This is a genomic window from Geomobilimonas luticola (assembly GCF_018476905.1).
In the GTDB taxonomy this organism is placed as follows: Bacteria; Desulfobacterota; Desulfuromonadia; order Geobacterales; family Geobacteraceae; genus Geomobilimonas; species Geomobilimonas luticola.
In genome coordinates this window covers 1,334,792-1,353,276 of the sequence record NZ_JAHCVK010000001.1, presented here as the reverse complement: position 1 = coordinate 1,353,276, position 18,485 = coordinate 1,334,792, and the positions used below count along the sequence as shown (strand labels likewise).

Sequence of the window (18,485 nt, the reverse complement as noted above, 5' to 3'; positions counted from 1 at the left end):
CCTCAAGCGCCTTGACCTTGCACAATATCCACGTTTCCAGCTACCATCAGATCGAAAAACGTCATATTGCCAAATGGTGAGGTTTCGATGGAGTGCATGAAATGCGGGACATGCTGCACGGCGCCGGATATCAGCGCCCTGCGGAAGCCGGTAGGAGTGACGTGCCCGCACCTGGGTGCGGACGGCTTATGCGGAATGTATGCGATGCGGCCATCCATCTGCCAGAACTACCGGCCCGATGAAATCTGCCTGCGGGTAAAGGCCCCGACCCTTGCGGAACGGGTGGCCAACTACCTGCAACTGTTCGGCCTGGAAGAGGAGATGCAGTGCGGTCAGCGGTAGGTATTGAGCGTCAGCCGGCCGTCCACCAGCTCGCCGTAGGTGAAATGGGTAAGCCAGTCCCCGAGACAAAGGAGGACCTTGCCATCGGGTGCCGTTTCCAGAAGCGGTATATGGAAGTGGCCGGATATGACCACATCATACCCCTCCCGAAACCGGGCTGCGGCGAATTCGCGCAGAATCGCCGGGTAGTCCCAGCGCTGTTGGCGCTGCGGGTGACTCCCCTTGCTCCGCTTCCCCAGTCGCTCGGCGATTGCGATGGCAACGGCGGCCGGCACGCGGGGGACGAGGGCACGGGTCAGCCGGTTGTGGAAGATGAACCGGAGGAGATGGTAGCCGTAGTCCCGGCGGTTGATCTGGTCGCCGTGGCAGAGATAGAAGCGCTTCCCCTCCAGCTCCAGGCTTGTCGGACCGGAAAACACACGGGCCTGAAGGGTTTCCGTGAAAAACGCCCCCACGTGGAAGTCATGGTTCCCTTCAAAATAGACGATCTTGATCCCTCCTGCGTGCAGTTCGGCAAGCTTGTCGAGGATCGGGACGTAGTGGGGAAAGGGGTTGGACCGGTAACCGAGCCAGAACTCGAACAGGTCTCCCATGATGAAGAGCGTGGCCGTATTTCCCGCCAGGCTGTCGAGAAACCGCAGCAATAGCCGGTAATTGGCGTCGTCCGGATCCTGCAGGTGGGCATCGGCAATGAATACTGTACGCATGGCGGCAACTATATAGGAAATGCGGGTAAAGGTAAAGGTGGAGCTGGGGGAAACCGCTGCGGGTCTCCCTTGACCGTTAGCCGCTTCGGAGTGTCAGGTTGATGGGAGTAATGCGGGATGTGGAAATAGTCTGGGACGACCTCCTGGATGCATTTGAAAACCCGGACGGTGAGCTGGTCTATTTTCTGGACAGGGATACGGGGGAAGTATTTTTTGTCCCGGTCGACTACGAGGATGATGCCTTCTGGGAAGAAATGGAAGAAGACGAAGAGCGATTCCTGCCGATTCCCGGCTATGACTACGACCAGGAACGGCACCTGCTCAACGAATTCATCAAGGGCATCAGCAACACCAGCCTGAAGGACCTGCTGGAAAGGGCCTTCATCGGCAAGCGACCCTACGGGAGGATGGACGAGATACTCTCCTTCTACCCCGAGGAAATGGAGCGGCTGCAGGCGTTGAAAGAGGAACTGACCACCGAGCGGATCAAGCAATGGCTTGAGGAACACGATATTTTCCCTTTCCACGAACCCTGACCACTTGGGGAATAACAATCCGCCCCACGGCTCCCCTGGAGAACCACCATGAAGCCCGCCCACCCGGCTGCCAACCGATACCTGCTTCTGCTGATGCTTGCGGCCATCATCTGTGCCGCCGGCTACGCCCTGCGGCACACGCTTTCCTGCTTTCTCCTCTCCTTCGTGCTTGCCTACCTGCTCGACCCGCTGTTGACGTTCTTCGAACGGAACAGGATCCGGCGCAGTTACGGCATCACCATCCTGTACATTGTCCTCGCGTTGTTGTCGGTCGTCTTCTTCGCTTTTTTCGTTCCCTTCCTGACCCTGCGCTGGCAGAACCTGCTCCACGATTTTCCGGGCTATATGCAGAAGCTTCAGGTGCTCGCCCAAGGGTGGAAGACCCAGCTCCTCCCTTCCGCAGCCACAGAGGAGTGGCGCTGGCTGGTGGAATCGGGCACCGGCCACCTCGACAAGATACTTGGCAAAATCGGTGGCGGGATATACGCGGCACTGACAAGGATGGTCTTCAATCTCTTCAACCTGGTGCTGGCGCCGATCCTTGTTTTCTTCATGCTCTTCTACAAACAGGCCATCATGGACGGGATAACCTCCTGGCTGCCGACCCGGCAACGCGCAACACTGCTCTCTCTGGGGCGGGAGATCAACGGCAGTATCGGCGGCTATATCCGGGGCCAGTTCGCGGTGTCGGCAATCGTGGCGGTCCTCTCCAGCATCGCCCTGTTTTTTCTGAACGTGGACTATGCCCTCTTCAACGGCATATTCGCCGGCCTCGCCTCGATCCTCCCCTTCATCGGCGTCATTCTGGCCACTATTCCCGCCCTCTTCTTCGCCTACGTCGAGTTCCAGAGCGGCATTGTCATGCTCAAGGTAGTCGCCGCCTTTTCCGTCATCTATTTCCTGGAAGGATACGTCATCAAACCGCTGGTATTCAAGGAGGCGATGAACCTCAACCCCCTCGTCACCGTCATCGTGGTCATGGCGTTCGGCGAACTGATGGGGTTCTGGGGAATACTGCTGGCCATACCCATCGCCGCCGCCGGCAAGATCGTCACGAATTACATCCGGCAGGGGAAATTTGCCGAAGAGGGATAATTCATGGATAGCGTCGGCGCCAAGGGGCGCATGTACTATTTCCTGGCAGGCTGCTTCGTCCTGGCCCTCCTGGCAAGCATCTTCATTCGCCACACCTTCTCGGCCCTTCTCACCTCCCTGGCCCTTGCCTATCTTCTCAACCCCCTACTGAAGTACCTGGAGAAACGGGGTTTTTCCCGTTCACTCTCCATTACCTTCATGTACGGCATCATTGCCCTGGTGGCGCTCTACTCGTCGTTCTTCCTCATTCCCTATATCGGCCACCAGCTGAACGCCCTCACCTCGGCCCTTCCCGATTACGTCCAGGGGATCAAGCAGGCTCTCGACGACTGGAAAGACGAACTCCTCCCCTATTACAGCGCCGCCGACCTGGACTGGCTCATGGCCAAGATACAGGGGTCCCTCAACAAGCTGGCAACCGATGTCTCCGGCATGGGATACGAGCAGCTCAAAGGGATACTGTTCGCCCTGTTCGACCTTCTCCTTGCCCCGATCCTGGTCTTTTTCATGCTTTACTACAAGGAGGAGTTCAAGGATATCCTGCTCCGCATCACCCCCCGCGAAGTCCGGAAGGAACTGAAACAGCTGGGAAACCGCATCAACCGGACCCTGGAACGTTTCGTTCTCGCCATGGTCGTGGATTGCCTGCTGGTGGGCATCCTCTGTGCGGCAGCACTGGCCCTTCTCGACATCGAATTCCCCCTCCTGAACGGCATGTTTGCAGGATTCGCCACCATCGTCCCCTTCGTCGGCGCGCTGGTTGCCGTCATACCCCCTGCCCTGATAGGCTATGCCAAGAGCGGCGACATCCTCATCATCCCCAAGGTATGCGCCATCTATTTTCTCATCAACGTGGTGGTTGACGGATACATCATCAAGCCGCTTGTCATGCGTGGCACCCTGAGACTGAACCCGCTGGCGGTCATCTTCTCGGTAATGGCCCTCGGCGAGATCATGGGTTTCTGGGGCATCGTGCTCGCCATCCCCTGCGCCGCCGTGGTCAAGGTCTGCTCCACCGAGGTACGACAGATCATGGCATCAAGGAACGACCATGCAAACGACGACCTTTAGCATCTCCGGCATGTCATGCGCCAACTGTGCCACCCGCATTGAAAAGGGGGTGGCCGGCACAACCGGTGTTACGCGGGCGGTGGTCAACTTTCCCCTTGAAGAGCTGACGGTGGAATATGATGAAACCCTGGTCGGCCGGGAAACCATCGAAACACTGGTCAAAGGACTCGCTTACGGTGCCGTTCCGCGCGGGGAGCCTGGAGAAATCCGCTTCGGCGTGCGCGGCCTCCACTGCGCTTCCTGCGTGGCAACCCTGGAGAAGAGGCTCCTCAGCCATCCGGCGGTATCCGCCGCCGTGGTCAACCTCTCCCAGGAAGAGGCCTTTGTCCGCTTCGACGCAGGCCGGCTCGACAAGAGCGAGATATTCGCCCTGGTGACCGAGGCGGGCTACCAGCCGGTGGAACCGGCGGCACCCGACGATTCTGCCGCCCAGTTCCGGAGCCAGCGAAACTGGTTCATCGCCAGCCTCGCCGCATCCATTCCCATCATGCTCACCATGGGACTCCACGGCAACCGGACCGTTGGCTGGATTAACCTCGTCCTCGCTACGGCAGTCCAGTTTTCCGCCGGCCTTACCTTTTACCGCGGCTCTTGGTACGCACTCAAAAACAAGAGCGCCAACATGGACGTCCTCGTGGCGCTCGGCACCTCGGCCGCCTACTTTTACTCCCTGGCCGCCTTTTTCGGCGCCTTCGGCGGGCACGGCGAAGTGTTTTTCGAGACCTCCGCCATGCTCATCGCCTTCATCCGTCTCGGCAAGTACCTGGAGGCGCGGGCCCGGGGGAAGGCGGGGGAAGCTCTCAAGAAGCTCCTCCGGCTTCAGGCCGACAAGGCACGGCTCCTGGTGGATGGTACGGAGCGGGAGGTCCCCGCCTCCCTGGTCAAGGTCGGTGACGTGGTGCTGGTCCGGCCGGGAGAAACCATCCCGGTGGATGGCATCGTCCTCGAAGGAAACTCCAGCGTCAACGAGGCGATGGTGACCGGCGAATCACTGCCGGTGGCAAAAAATGCCGGCTCCGCCGTCACCGGCGCCACCGTCAACGGCCGGGCCCCCCTGACGGTTCAGGCGACCAGAGTCGGCGAGGCGACCATGCTCGCCCAGATCGTCCGGATGGTGCGCGAGGCCCAGGCGGACAAGGCACCGATCCAGCGCTTCGCCGACCGGGTATCCGGGATATTCGTGCCGGTGGTGATCGCCCTTGCAATCCTGACCTTCTTAGTCTGGTTCCTGGCACTCCAGCAGGATTTCCTCTTTGCCTTCAAGCTCGCCATCGCCGTAGTGGTCATCGCCTGCCCCTGCGCCATGGGGCTGGCCACCCCGACCGCCATCATGGTCGGAAGCGGCGTGGGCCTCGCCCGGGGAATTCTCATCAAGCGCGGGTCGGTACTGGAGAACATCGCAGGACTTCAGGCGGTCCTCCTCGACAAGACCGGCACCATCACCAGCGGCAGGCCCGTCCTGACCGACCTGTTGCCCGCTTCTCCGGGGGAATCCGACCGGCTCATGGAATACTTGGCAGCGGCCGAATCCCGCTCCAACCACCCCCTGGCCCAGGCCGCCCTGGAAGCTGCCGCATCCAGAGGGATACAGCCAGGCACCGTTGACGGCTACGAGGAGCGGGAGGGATTCGGCGTGTCCTGCAGCTACAGCGGCAACAGGGTCCTTGCCGGCAGCGCCCGGTTCATGGAAGATACGGGCATCACCATCGGCCCCTTCGCTGCGGAGGCTGACAGGCTGGCCAACGCGGGGAAATCGCTCATCTACGTGTCCGTGGAAGACAGGCTGGCAGGGGTGGCCGCCTTCGCCGACCAGGTCAGGGACAGTTCCATCCGGTCGGTGGCGGCACTGAAGCAGATGGGGATCGCCACGTACATGATTACGGGGGACAACCGGCTGGTGGCAGCGGCGGTGGCGGGCCAGGCCGGGGTGGACGGGTTCGAGGCAGAGGTGCTGCCGGACCGCAAACAGCAGGTGGTAAAGGAATACCAGCAGAAGGGATATTACGTCGCCATGGTGGGTGACGGCATCAACGATGCCCCCGCCCTGGCCCAGGCCGATGTGGGAATCGCCATCGGTGGCGGCGCCGACGTGGCCAAGGAGACCGGCGATATCATCCTGGTGCGGGACGACCTCATGGACGTGGTGGCGGCCATTCGCCTGGGGAAAGCGACCCTGGCCCGGATCAAGCAGAACCTTTTCTGGGCGCTCTTCTACAACATCCTCGGCATCCCCATCGCCGCCGGCGCCCTCTACTACCCGTTCGGCATCACCCTGAAACCCGAGTACGCAGGTCTCGCCATGGCCTTCTCGTCGGTGTCCGTCGTCGCCAACTCGCTCCTTCTCAAGCGGGTCGGCCAGCACCTGCGGGACGACCGTCAGGCCTGAAAGGAAACGTACCCATGCACCAGAGCACCATCAGACTTCTGCGGGAAATGGCTGGCATCTGCCTCGTGGCAGTCGCCATCGGGCTGGTCTGGAACCACCAGCTCCTCTACAACGCCTGGACCGGCAACGCACCATCCACCGCACCGGTAGCGGCATCGGCACCGCCTGACCAATCGGGACAGGCGCAGCAGGCCGTTCCCGTTCCCCTCCCCCTCGGCCTCATGCAGGTAAAGGAGTTCCACGACCGGAAGGAAGCGGTCATCGTGGACGCACGGGACGAAACTGCCTTTGCCGCCGGCCACATAACCGGCGCGGTCTCATTCCCCCTCGGCGAAGCGGATGGTCGACTGGCCGATTTCGCAAAACGTTACCCCCCCACTACCCTGCTGGTGGTCTACTGTAACGGTTATGCCTGCCACGACAGCCATGACCTGGCCAACAAGCTTCTGGCCGCCGGCTACCCGACGGTCTTCGTCTTCGAAGGGGGTTTCCCCGAATGGCAGGCTGCCGGCTACCCGGTTATGGAGGGCAACCAATGACCAGCACCGCCGGCAAACACCTCTCGACCATTGTCCGGGTCGTCCTGGGGCTGGTGTTCCTCTATGCAGGAATACTGAAAATCGCCGATCCGGTTGCCTTCGCCGGGAACATCGCCGCCTACAGGATACTCCCCTACTTCGGCAACTACCTAGTGGCAGCCACACTCCCCTGGCTGGAGGCTATCTGCGGCCTGCTGCTGGTCATCGGCTGGCGGGCCAGAACCGCAGCCCTCATAACCTGTATTCTGAACGGGGTATTCATCGTCGCCCTCGCCTCGACCATCCTGCGGGGACTGGACATCGACTGCGGCTGCTTCCAGCAGGGGGGAGACAAAACGTCCGCCTGGTCGGCCATGGGGCGCGACATCGTACTCATTGCCATGGCCCTCACCCTGCTGAGGAAGGACCGTCAGCGGTCCCCCTGAGCGGCGCTTGAAGTTTGGCCGGAAATGGTGTAGTATGCGGGCCGTTTTCATTAACCACAAGCCACGGAGTCTTGCGTGTTGAAAGAAATCCTTCTCGTCATCGGTGCCTACCTGGTCGGCTCGGTTCCTACCGGCCTGCTGCTTGCCAAGGCATTGGGGGGTGTCGACATCCGGACCACCGGCAGCGGCAATATCGGCGCAACCAATGTCTACCGCACACTGGGAAAGAAGGTTGGGATAATGACCCTGGTGGGGGACTGTCTCAAGGGGGCCATTCCTGTCGTAATTGCACAACAGATGGGGCTTTCCGTCGAATGGTCAGCGGCGGTCGGTGCCGCCGCCTTCCTCGGACACGTCTACACCATTTTCCTCGGCTTCAAGGGGGGAAAAGGGGTTGCCACCGCACTCGGTGTATTCCTTGCCATGGCACCCCTGGCGGTGCTCTGCGCCCTCGCTGTTTTCATCGTAGTGATCCTGACATGGCGCTACGTTTCCCTCGCCTCTATCTCCGCTGCGGCGACCATGCCGATCTTCATCCTCCTCCTGGGGAATCCCCCCCCCATCGTTGTCATGACCCTGCTGATTTCAGCCCTCGTCATCTACAAACACCGCGAAAACATCGACCGTCTCAGAAACGGCACCGAAAGTAAATTCAAGGCCTGACGAAACCGGTTTCCTGCCGTGAAATCACCGGCCGACAAGGTGACGGAAAGAAGTCACCATCGCGCCAGTCGGGGATTTAGGCTTGACATGGAACGCGTTATGGCCTAGAGATATGGTTACAATGTATCTCTCTTTCTTTGGTGTACCTTGAAACACTGCATTGCGTTACCCTGTCAATGAAAGCATCGTGGCGAAAGAAAAGGTACCGGCTGGCAATCTTTGCCCTGGCGACCGTCCTGCTCATTCTGGTCTGCAGCTTCGGCATGTTCGTGTTCAGACCGGCCGGCACCGGCAAACGCGTTGCCCTGGTGGAACTGGCAGCGGGGGCACCCTTCCGCCGGATTGCCGTTGAACTGGAAGAAAAGCGGATCATAACCAACGGAAAACTGTTCGTGATCCTCGCCAGGCTGCGGGGTGCCACGGGGAAGGTCCAGGCCGGCCCCTATCAGGTGAACGATGGGATGCCCCCCCAGGAAATCCTCGACCGGATGGTACACGGTGATGTCTACGTACAGCGGTTCGCCGTGCCGGAGGGGTATTCCATCTACCAGATAGCCGAACTGCTGGAAAGCCGTCGGCTGTTTCTCAAAGATGAGTTCCTTCGGGCATGCGCCGACCGGCAGCTTCTGAAGGAACTGGGGATATCCGGCCGGAGCGTGGAGGGGTTCCTCTATCCGAGCACCTACACCATACCCCCCCGGACCACGCCGGAACAGTTCATCCTCCAGATGGTCGAGCAGTTTGACAAGGTATTCGACCAAAAATTCGCGGGGCGGCTCGAAGCGGCCGGCATGAGCAAGGGGGAACTGGTGACCCTGGCATCCATGATTGAAAAGGAGGCCGTCATTCCGGCGGAACGCCCCCTCATCGCTTCGGTCTTCCTTAACCGGCTCCGGAGCAGGATGCCGCTCCAGAGCGATCCGACCGCCGTCTACGGAGTTCGGGCCTTTGCCGGCCCCGTCAGCAGGCGGGACATCCTTCGGGCATCACCCTACAACACGTACCAGATCAAGGGACTCCCTCCCGGCCCCATAGGCAACCCCGGGAGCGACTCCATTGAGGCGGTGCTCACCCCCGCCCGGACCGGTTATTATTATTTCGTGGCCAAGAAGGATGGCAGCCACCACTTCTCTGCCACCCTCGCCGAACACAATCGCGCCGTAGACAGGTATCTCAAATCAGCAGCGACCGCGTCCTCACCATCCACCGGTTCCGTTGCGGGGTATCGGAATGACCGCCCGAATCTTACTGGCAGAAGATAACGAATCCCTGTCCCAGATGCTCCAGAAGTTCCTGTCTGGGCAGGGATACGCCGTTGTGGCGGTCAGGACCGGACTGGAAGTCCTGCAGTCGCTTACTGCCGGCAGCTTCGACCTTCTCGTTCTTGACCTGCGCCTCCCCGGACTGAGCGGTGCAGATGTTCTGCAAAAACTCCGCAAGTCGGAGAAATGGGCAGAATTCCCGGTGATCGTCATTACCGGCGTCTACAAGGGTGACAAATACGCCGAAGCAGCCCGGCGCCTCGGCGTAAGGCATTACCTTGAAAAACCGTTCACCCAGCAGGCATTCCTAACTGCCGTTCAGTCGACGTTACAGGACCAGGCCCACCCTCCCGCGAAGGAAGCTGCGACGTTGCGCGACCTTCTGGTAGATGTCTACGAAACGGGAAAGAGCGGCTTACTCGCCTTTCCCCAAGGGTCGCCCGTTGCGTTCCTCAAGGGAGAGCCCGTCTCCTTCATGACCAAGGGAAAGGAGGACTTTCGCGACCACCTCGTGGCACGGGGGAAAATCACCCTTGCCGACCGGAAGACATTTCTGGCCGGAGGCGAAGAACGACTGTTCCTCACCCAGTCAGGTCTCCTCACCTATGATGAACTCGTTGAGGAGTCCCGCCTCTTTCTCACCAAGAAACTGGTGGATGCACTGGACATGAAGAGCGGTATCGGTTTCAGCGAGGGAATGCCGCCACTGGAGGCACCCCTCGTTCCCATCTCCATTCCCCATCTCATCTATGAAGCGAGCAAGGGCCGTGGCAACCAGTTGCACGGACAAGCCTTCATGGAACGTTTCGCAAGCTGTTATCCGGCACGCACTCCACTGTTCTTCCGGCGCGCCAACCTCGTCACCATGCGCCAGGGAGACATCGAGCTTCTTGAGCTGGTGGACGGTGAGAAAACCCTGCAGCAGATCATCGCCATGGGAACGGTTCCCCATGAAGCGGCCGCCTTCTTCCATTTCCTCCATTCTCTCGGCATGCTGGCCATGCACGCGAAGCCAACCGCCAACGCCACCCCCGACTTCCCCCAGAAGGACCTGTTCAATCGCCCTCTGGAGGAAATCGCCGCCGATGACGGGCAGGCCGTGGGATTCGACGACCTGGTCGAAGAACTCTCCGGCACCGTCGAACTGGCGGTGGGGAACGAAGGAATGGCCTCGCCTCTTTCGAGCGACGAGATCGGTTTCGAACAGACGGTACAGCGGGACCATGCGTTCATCAAGGACAAGAACTACTATGAGCTGTTCGGGCTCTCTCCCAACAGTTTCAGCTTCAATGCACTGAAAGAGGCCTATTTTTCCAAGACGCGCCAGTATTCTCCGGAAAAATTCATGGAGTTGTCGGGAGCGACCCAGAGCCTGGCCCAGGACGTACTCGCCGTCTATGCCAACGCCTACAATACCCTTTCCAGCGTCGTCGCCAAGGAGCGCTATGACGAGATGCTCAACGCCGACCGGGTGGGACTCGACGGCCGTCAGGACGACAAGCTGCAAGCCAAGATCCAGTTCCAGTCGGGCAAGGTTTTCCTGGAAATGGGGGAATTCGAAAACGCCCAGAAGGCACTCCAGGACTCGTTCACCCTGGAACCGGACAACCCGCAGCACTGCGCCTACCTTGCCTGGGCCATCTACAACAATCCGGCCAGCAAAAACTCCAAGGCGGCACAGGAAAGGGCCCGCATGCTTCTGGCCAAGTCAGTCCAGATTGGCAAGGTTGCCGAGGCATTCGCTTTCCGCGGATGGATGCTTCTCGACGAGGGGAGGGACGGGCTGGCGGAGGGGGAATTCCAGAAGGCGCTGCGCATAAACCCAAAAGACTCTTACGCAGGCAAGGGGATCAGACAGATAACGGAGAAACGGGAAGCGGAAAGCAAAGGATTCTTCCGGAAAATTTTCGGTTAAACATCACATCACATCTACAAAAAAAAAGCCCCCGGGAGGTCCCGAGGGCTTTTTCATTACATGGTCACTATCCTGTCTAACCTTTTTCCACCGTGACGCCGACAAAACTGGACCCGGCCGGCAGAAGGGCACTGGCGTTCAGGCCGGCAAAGTGGTGGGGAGCGAAGAGAATGCCCGGCTGGAGCTTGTTGCTCACCTTGGCCGGACCGTTCATGCTTCCGGCAGGTGAGCTGACCTTCAGGCGGGCACCGTCGGCAATACCGATCCGTGCGGCATCTTCGGCAGCGATCTCGATGTACCCCTCGGCCGAAACGGTCAGGTTGTTCTCCGAGGCGGTGGACATGGTACCGTTGTGGAAACCGATGGCGCCGACGATCAGGGTGAACGGCTGCTTGCCGGCAACGGCAGGGGGAATCGAAGGCAGTGTGCCGAAACCATAGACGGACGGCGCCGGCGGCATGGCCTTGATGAGTCCGGAGCAACGGCCGTCGTTCATCTGGCAGCTGCCGTCGTAGATACCCGTTTCAACCTTCAGTTCGGCAGTGACCTCGGCGACGTTGCGGGCATGGGGCTTGCCGGTCAGGCGGCTGTAGACCTCGGCCAGAATATCCCAGTCCTCCCGGGCCTCACCCGGAGGGGTAACGGCACGGTTCAGGCATTGGATCCGGTTATCGGGTGTCGTGAACGAACCGCTTTTCTCGGCGGCGGCGGCACCGGGAAAAACCACGTGGGCCATGGAAGAGAGGTCGCTGCTCTGGATGTCCTGGACGATGAGCAGATCGAGTTTTGCCAGGGCGGCCCTGATACGGGCATTCTCCGGGAAAGAGACCAGGGGGTTGCAACCAAGCAGATAGAGTGCCTTGATGCTTCCCTGCTCGATTCCTTCGACAATCTGCCACAGATCCTTTCCCGGTGCGGCGGCCGGCTTGTAGCCGGGGAGAAAGTCCGGACTGACCCCCATGTCGAGCATCCCCTGAATATTGTTCTTCTGCTCCACCGGGAAAACGCCCCCCTGCTCGCCGGCAGGTGCGCCGAGAACAAGGGCGAGATCGGCTATGGCACGAACCGTCTCGCTGCGGGCGACACCGCGAATCACATCGGCGCCGAAAACGATCGCCACGTCGGCCTTGCCACCCAGGTTGCGGGCAGCATCGAGCAGTTCAGCCTCGGTGACCCCCGCGGCAGCAGCCAGATCTGCAAGAGACTGACCGGCCAGGGAGCTCTTCAGGGTGTCGAAACCGCTGGTCCGGCTGGCGACGAATTCCTTGTTCTCAAGCCCTTCGTCGACAATTGCCTTTACAAGACCGGAAACCAGGGCAAGCTCGGCACCGGGTCGGTTTTGGAGATGAACATTGGCGTATTTTTTCAACTTGACAGCACGGGGATTGGCAAGCACCAGTTTGGCGTCATTCTTGGTGGCAGCCTTGATGACCCGGTACTCCATGCCGGTGGATTCGGCGTTCAGGTCGCATCCCACCACCAGTATGGCACCGGCGCGGTCGAGCCGATCGATGGACGAGCCGGCCCCGCTGCTGCCGAGACGCTCCCAGAGGATCGTTTTCGTCTGCGCGTAACCGAGGCGGGCTTCTGAATCTATGTTGCCAGTTCCAACCCCCTCACGCAGGAGCTTCTGGAAGAGGAAACTCTCTTCGTTGGTAACCCGGGGGGAACCGATACCGGCAACGGCTCCCCCACCGTGGGTCTTGACGATCTCCTGCAGCTTGCCGACCGCAAAGGCCATGGCACCGTTCCAGTCGCTCTTGGCCCCCCCGACCAGCGGCGCGTTGAGCCGGCCGACAGCGTTGAGATAGCTGTAGCCGAAGCGGCCGTTGATGCAGAGATTGCCGCTGTTGTAGGTGCTGTCATCGCTGGTAACACGCTCCACGCGGTTGTTGCGGGAATGGTATTCGATCTGGCAGCCGGTGGAGCAGAATCCGCAAACGCTCTTGGTAACCGTGAACGACCAGGGACGGCCGCGGAACTTGAACGGCTTGGAGATCAGGGTTCCGGTGGGGCAGACACCGACGCAGTTACCACAGAATTCGCAGTTGAGCGGCTTGCCGTCCACCGTGTCGATGATGGTGCTGTCGCCGCGGTTGACCACATGGATCGCGTCGCACCCGACCACCTCATGGTCGACCTTGACGCACTTTTCGCACAGAATGCAGCGGTTGGGATCGCTCTCGATGAGTGGCCAGTCATAGCGGATTTTGTGCCTCTCCAGGTTGGCTGCGTATTCGGGCTTGGCCGCCTGCAGGCCGTAGGTGCAGTTCTGAAGGTCGCACTCGCCTGCCGCATCGCAGACCGGGCAGTCCAGCGGATGGTTGACCAGCATCAGTTCCATGACCTTGCGACGGATCTCGGCAAGCTTTTCCGACTGGGTGGTAACCTTGATCCCTTCCTTGACCGGTGTGTTGCAGGCGGTCATGGTCCGGTCAATCCCTTCGATCTCGACCGCGCAAATACGGCAGGCGCCGGTGGGAGAAACTTTCTCCAGCCAGCAGAGGGTTGGAATCGTTATACCGATCTGACGGGCAGCCTCCAGAATGGTAGAACCCTTCGGTACGGTTACGTCCCTGCCGTCGATTGTCAATGTGACCATATTCTTAACTCCCTGAAAGAGAAAAATCTGAAGTCCTGAACCCGATGAATCGGTGAACCTATACAGCTATCATTGCCATGCGGTAACAGCGGAGGCACCGTTCGGCTTCCTTGACCGCCTGGGTATCCTTGAACCCGAGTTCGACCTCCTGGTAGTTCCCCTTGCTGGCGCGTTCCTTGCCATGGACTTCAGTCTGATGGGCACGTGCGACGGAGTCGAGCCAGGGAACCTGCTCGTTCTTGTCGTAGACCGGCAGGTAGTTGAGGATATCTTCCATCAGGTCATCGTCGGCAAGATACGCCTTCCCTTCCTCCAGCCAGCGCTGGATGACCCTGGCGGCACGGTGGGCGTTACCGATGCAGGCAACGACCGTAAGCGGGCCGATCTCGGCGTCGCCGCCCGCGAAGACACCGTCCATGTCGGTGATCAGGATACGGGAGAGGGGGTTGCCCATGCCGTCGAGGAGCCCCTTGCCGTCAGCCCCCTTGAGCGGGACATACTTGGTGACAACCGTATTCCACTTGGTGATGTCGATGCCGAGGTCCGGCGGGATGAACGAGAGGTCCGGGTCCTGGCCAATGGCCGGGATGACGGTGTCACACTCGACAACGAACTCACTGCCGGGAACCGGCTCGGGACGACGACGGCCCGATGCATCCGGCTCGCCCAGCGCCATCCGGACGCACTCCACGCCGGTCACCTGTTCGTTGGCGTCAACCAGAATCTTGGTGGGGAGCACCTGGAACTCGAACCGTACCCCTTCCTCGTCCGCCCCGTCCACTTCCCAGACATCCGCAGGCATCTCCTTCCGGGAACGACGGTAGAGCAGGGTCGATTCTTCGGCACCTTCGCGAAGCGCCACGCGAACGCAGTCGATGGCCGTGTTCCCGCCCCCCACCACGCAGACCTTTTTCCCCATCCCGGTCGGCTGCTTCATGTACGCCTCACGGAGGAAGTCGATACCACCACGAAGGAACCCCTTGTACCCCTTGTCCTCACCCTCGACACCCATCGGCTTGGAGCGGTGGGCGCCCGGTGCGATGAAGACGGCGTCGTGCTTCTGCTTCAGTTCGGCAAGGGAGATATCCTTGCCGACGCGGACGCCGTACTTGATCTCCGATCCCATGGAACAGATGATGTCGATATCGCGCTGCAGCAGGTGACGCGGCATGCGGTACGGGGGGATGCCGACGGCGATCATGCCGCCGCCGAAACCTTCCGGAAGTGCCTCGTAAATGGTGCTGGTGTAACCTTCCAGGGCAAGGTAGTAGGCTGCGGCGACGCCGGCCGGGCCGGCACCGATGATACCGACAGTCTTGTTCTTTCTGGGCTTGGGAACCATGGGAGGTTTGATATTGTGCTGCCACTCGTAATCGGACGCGGTCCTCTTCAGGACCATGATGCTGATCGGCTCGTCCACCTGCTTGCGGCGGCAGGCAGTCTCGCAGGGGTGGGGGCAGACGCGGCCACAGACCGACGGAAGTGGCATGTTGTCGCGGATTACCTCCAGCGCCTCGTCATAGCGGTACTCCTTGATCGCCTCGATGTAGGCGGGGATGTCGATATGGGCGGGGCACTTGTCCTGGCAGGGAGCAGTGTACTTGTGTACCAGACGATGCCTGTTGGCCGGAGATTTTGAGCCGTTGATGTAGGCGACGAAATCGTCACGGAAATGCTTGACCGCGTCGAAGACCGGAACCATCGAGGTGGGACAGAGGGTGCACTTGCAGTTTTTCAGGAGCTCAGCCAGCTCTTCGATGACCGCCAGGTCCGATTCCTTCCCCTTGCCGGCCACAATGGCACCAAGGGCATCCATCGCCACCCTGGTCCCCTTTTTGCCGGGCGTGCACTTGCCGCAGACGTAAAGGGTCTGGAGCCTGCGCATATATTCAGCCGCCATGGCGGGGACATCCACCTCTTTGTCGTAGAGAATTATCCCGTCCCACCCCATGAAGGCACCGAGTACGGTTTCTCCATCAAAGGTTGTTGGGAGACGGAACGTCGCCTCCTTTGTCTCGCCACCAGAGCGATTATCGACTACGTTTCTCCCCCAGCTGGAAAAAACCACCTGTGCCACTTCAGCCTCCGCGCGAACGTGAAGATAGCCGCAAAATGCGGCTAACCATTCGCTTTTATTGAACAAATTCACTCGTCACAATTGTATACAGTATGCAATAAGTACCACAACCATCCCCGTGAAATCAAGGGAAAAATACACTAATTGGATTTTACTAAAGATTGTAAACAGGTGAAGGCTCTGCTATATCTCATGGGAGAAGAGGGAGAGCACAGAACCCATCCGGGAGGGAAAACCATGTCGCAGCTGGACGACGCTTTTACATCACTGTTCACCACCAACATGGGGGTAAGAAAGGGGGAACGGATCGTAGTATTCGGCGACACCATCCGTTCCGACGAAACGCCCCTGCCTGCAGACGCAGACCGTCGCCGGCGGTTGCTCGACGTGGCACGGAAGGCAGGGGAGTTTGCCCAGGACACGTACGGTAATGCCGCATTTGTTTCGTTCCCGGCGACCGCTGCATCGGGAGCAGAACCGCCGGAGATTCTCTGGCGCGCCGTTCTGGGCGAGAACATAGTCAGTCAACTCATCGCATCGGGCATCTTCAGTCGCCTTCTGGCCAAGACGGCCGACAAGGACGATATCCGGAAAGCAACCGGCATCGTCACGGCAGCCAGAGAGGAGGTGGCGGACGTGGTAATCGCCCTCTCCAACAACTCCACGAGCCATACCAGGTTCCGTACCCTCGTCAACGCCGCGGAAGGGAGGTTTGCAAGTCTCCCCGCCTTTGATCCGGACATGTTCTTCACCTCCATGAAGGTTGACTGGCAGGCCCTTGCAGAACGTACCGCCAGGTTGGCAGCAGCTGTCAACCTGGCAGCGGAGATTGTGGTGGAAACCCCCAACGGGACCCGGATGCGCTTCGGCAAACGGGGAAGAACGGCAAAGGGGGATGACGGCATGCTGACAAGTCCGGGAAGCTTCGGCAATCTCCCTGCCGGCGAGGTCTACCTTGCCCCGCTGGAGGGGACGAGTTCGGGGGTGATGGTGCTCGAGTACGGGCCGACCCGCAAGCTGGCGTCTCCACTTGCCCTCACCGTCGCCGACGGCAGGGTTGTCGAAATACAGGGGGATGAGCCCCATCGTCGCAAACTGGAGCAGAAATTCGCGGAGAATGCCGACAACCGCAACATAGCCGAACTGGGAATCGGCACCAACGACAAGGCCTCCCGACCGGATAACATCCTTGAGGCGGAAAAAATCCTCGGCACCATCCATATCGCCCTGGGGGACAATTCGGGCTTCGGGGGCACTGTCCAGACGCCGTTCCACGAAGATTACGTCTTCTACAGACCTACCCTGACGGCAATCATGGACGATGGAAACCAGCAGGTCTTACTGAAGGATGGCAAGCTTGAGATATGAGTGCAGAGGGGGGTGAGGCGGTGCGGGTCATCGGTCTTACTGGCGGAATAGCATCGGGAAAGAGCACTGCGGCGAAAATTCTCGCCGAGCTGGGCGCGGAAGTAATCGATGCCGACCAGCTGGCGCGGGACGTGGTCCGCCCCGGAGAACCTGCCTACCGTGCAATCGTTGCGGCCTTCGGCACCGACGTGCTGAACGAAGACGGAACCATCAACCGGGCGGCTCTGGGAGCCATCGTCTTCGCCGACCCGGCAGCCCGCAGGCGGCTGGAATCCATCACCCATCCGGCCATCGCACGGCTGGCGGAGAATTCACTGGCCGAACTGCGCCGCCGGGGGACCCGCCTGGCTGTCTACATGGCCCCCCTCCTCATCGAAGCAGGGATCACCGGCCGGGTTGACGAGGTATGGGTGGTCTACGTGGATAGTGACACCCAGGTACGGCGGCTCATGCAGCGGGAAGGACTCAGCGCGGCCGATGCCCTGCAGCGAATTTCCAGCCAGATGCCTATGGAGGAAAAACGGAAGCTGGCACGGGTGGTCATCGACAACCGGGGGACAAAAGCAGATCTCGCTCGGACGATACGTGAAACATGGGAACGGGAAATCCTGGGGAGAACCGGGGATTAGCAGCTTGATTTCAGACTACGGCGACAAAAAAGGCCCCCGGAGATCGAGGGCCTTTTCATTCGCTGATCACGAAACTTTCCTTATTTGTGATAGCCGAGCTTGGTGGAAATCTCCTCCGCCGCCCGCTTCACCATCGGAATCAGTTCTTTTTCCACCCGCTCGTCGGTAAAGCGCATGGACGGACCGGATATGCTCACCGCCCCGATAATCCGTCTCGTGTAGTCGCGGATCGGCGCCCCGACACAGCGTACGCCGATGTCCAGTTCCTCGTTGTCCATGGCGTAACCCTGCTCGGCGATGACCTTGAGATGCTTCTTCAACTCATCACGATCGGTAATCGTGTTGGGAGTGAAGCGTTTCAGTTCCTTGGTCGGCAGGTAGTTCTCCAACTCCTCATCAGTCATGTAGGCGATCTGTACCTTGCCGGCAGCCGTGCAGTATGCGGGAAGGCGTGCGCCCACCCGCGGGACCACCCGCACCGTCAGGTCGGTCTCCACGACGTCGAGATAGACGATGTGGAAATCCTTGAGAATCGCCACGTAGGTGGTTTCATTGCATTCACTGACCAACGACTCCAGCACGGGACGGGACTGGCGAAGAAGCCCCATCTGCTTGATGAAGGTCTGCCCCAGTTCCAGAGTCTTAAGACCGAGGCGGTAGTTTTCGGTCACCCTGTTCTGCTCGATATAACCGCGCGATTCAAGGGTCGCCAGTAACCGGAAAACATTGTTTTTATGCAATTTGAGGCGCTTGGAAAGTTCTGTCACGCCAAGCTCGTCGATATCGTCATGAAACTGCTCGAGAAGATCAAGGGCGTGGGAAACAGCCTGGATGAGGTACTCCGATTTTTCTTTTTTGGCCATGGTTA

General features: G+C 59.9%; 16 protein-coding genes. 12 read left to right on the top strand and 4 right to left on the bottom strand.

The features are described 5' to 3' along the window. The first annotated feature begins 87 nt into the window (after positions 1 to 87). On the top strand, positions 88 to 342 hold the full coding sequence (locus KI810_RS06400; protein ID WP_214174603.1) for a YkgJ family cysteine cluster protein: 255 nt from the start codon (positions 88 to 90) through the stop codon (positions 340 to 342). Here KI810_RS06400 and KI810_RS06395 read toward each other — a convergent pair. After that, on the bottom strand, positions 333 to 1,049 hold the full coding sequence (locus KI810_RS06395) for a UDP-2,3-diacylglucosamine diphosphatase (protein ID WP_214174602.1): 717 nt from the start codon (positions 1,047 to 1,049) through the stop codon (positions 333 to 335). The two genes, KI810_RS06400 and KI810_RS06395, sit on opposite strands and share 10 nt — an antisense overlap. Positions 1,050 to 1,150: 101 nt before the next feature. Between KI810_RS06395 and KI810_RS06390 the strand changes: the two genes are divergently transcribed. The 9 genes from KI810_RS06390 (at position 1,151) to KI810_RS06350 (ending at position 10,941) form a co-directional block, all read left to right on the top strand. Then, complete coding sequence (locus KI810_RS06390; protein WP_214174601.1) at positions 1,151 to 1,585, top strand: UPF0158 family protein; 435 nt, start codon at positions 1,151 to 1,153, stop codon at positions 1,583 to 1,585. Positions 1,586 to 1,633: 48 nt separating this feature from the next. Further along, positions 1,634 to 2,680 (top strand): AI-2E family transporter, encoded by a 1,047-nt coding sequence (locus tag KI810_RS06385; RefSeq protein ID WP_214174600.1) that lies wholly within the window; start codon positions 1,634 to 1,636, stop codon positions 2,678 to 2,680. A gap of 3 nt (positions 2,681 to 2,683) precedes the next feature. Next, positions 2,684 to 3,751, top strand: coding sequence for an AI-2E family transporter (locus KI810_RS06380; protein WP_214174599.1), 1,068 nt, complete (start codon positions 2,684 to 2,686; stop codon positions 3,749 to 3,751). Next, positions 3,732 to 6,137, top strand: a complete 2,406-nt coding sequence (locus KI810_RS06375) for a heavy metal translocating P-type ATPase (protein WP_214174598.1) — start codon at positions 3,732 to 3,734, stop codon at positions 6,135 to 6,137. Before KI810_RS06380 ends, KI810_RS06375 begins: the two co-directional genes overlap by 20 nt. Before the next feature lie 14 nt (positions 6,138 to 6,151). After that, positions 6,152 to 6,676 (top strand): rhodanese-like domain-containing protein, encoded by a 525-nt coding sequence (locus KI810_RS06370; protein ID WP_214174597.1) that lies wholly within the window; start codon positions 6,152 to 6,154, stop codon positions 6,674 to 6,676. Beyond that, positions 6,673 to 7,101 (top strand): MauE/DoxX family redox-associated membrane protein, encoded by a 429-nt coding sequence (locus KI810_RS06365; protein WP_214174596.1) that lies wholly within the window; start codon positions 6,673 to 6,675, stop codon positions 7,099 to 7,101. Before KI810_RS06370 ends, KI810_RS06365 begins: the two co-directional genes overlap by 4 nt. 75 nt (positions 7,102 to 7,176) lie before the next feature. Beyond that, complete coding sequence (gene plsY / locus KI810_RS06360) at positions 7,177 to 7,764, top strand: glycerol-3-phosphate 1-O-acyltransferase PlsY (RefSeq protein ID WP_214174595.1); 588 nt, start codon at positions 7,177 to 7,179, stop codon at positions 7,762 to 7,764. 176 nt (positions 7,765 to 7,940) lie between these two features. Next, positions 7,941 to 9,026, top strand: a complete 1,086-nt coding sequence (gene mltG, locus KI810_RS06355) for an endolytic transglycosylase MltG (protein ID WP_214174594.1) — start codon at positions 7,941 to 7,943, stop codon at positions 9,024 to 9,026. Beyond that, on the top strand, positions 8,995 to 10,941 hold the full coding sequence (locus tag KI810_RS06350; protein WP_214174593.1) for a response regulator: 1,947 nt from the start codon (positions 8,995 to 8,997) through the stop codon (positions 10,939 to 10,941). Before mltG ends, KI810_RS06350 begins: the two co-directional genes overlap by 32 nt. Before the next feature lie 76 nt (positions 10,942 to 11,017). Here the strand turns inward: KI810_RS06350 and KI810_RS06345 are convergent, their stop codons facing one another. Both KI810_RS06345 and KI810_RS06340 read right to left on the bottom strand, forming a co-directional pair. Beyond that, the gene (locus tag KI810_RS06345) at positions 11,018 to 13,543 is read right to left on the bottom strand and encodes a molybdopterin-dependent oxidoreductase (protein WP_214174592.1); all 2,526 of its coding nucleotides are present in this window, start codon (positions 13,541 to 13,543) and stop codon (positions 11,018 to 11,020) included. Between the two features lie 58 nt (positions 13,544 to 13,601). Further along, positions 13,602 to 15,620, bottom strand: coding sequence for an FAD-dependent oxidoreductase (locus tag KI810_RS06340; RefSeq protein WP_214174591.1), 2,019 nt, complete (start codon positions 15,618 to 15,620; stop codon positions 13,602 to 13,604). A gap of 237 nt (positions 15,621 to 15,857) precedes the next feature. Between KI810_RS06340 and KI810_RS06335 the strand changes: the two genes are divergently transcribed. Continuing rightward, positions 15,858 to 16,988 (top strand): aminopeptidase, encoded by a 1,131-nt coding sequence (locus KI810_RS06335; RefSeq protein ID WP_214174590.1) that lies wholly within the window; start codon positions 15,858 to 15,860, stop codon positions 16,986 to 16,988. Between the two features lie 20 nt (positions 16,989 to 17,008). Further along, a complete protein-coding gene (gene coaE / locus KI810_RS06330; RefSeq protein ID WP_214174746.1) occupies positions 17,009 to 17,617 on the top strand; it encodes a dephospho-CoA kinase in 609 nt (202 codons plus the stop codon). Positions 17,618 to 17,697: 80 nt separating this feature from the next. On the opposite strand, the gene KI810_RS06325 is transcribed toward coaE, so the two are convergent. Continuing rightward, positions 17,698 to 18,480 (bottom strand): IclR family transcriptional regulator, encoded by a 783-nt coding sequence (locus KI810_RS06325; RefSeq protein WP_214174589.1) that lies wholly within the window; start codon positions 18,478 to 18,480, stop codon positions 17,698 to 17,700. Between the last annotated feature and the right edge of the window lie 5 nt (positions 18,481 to 18,485).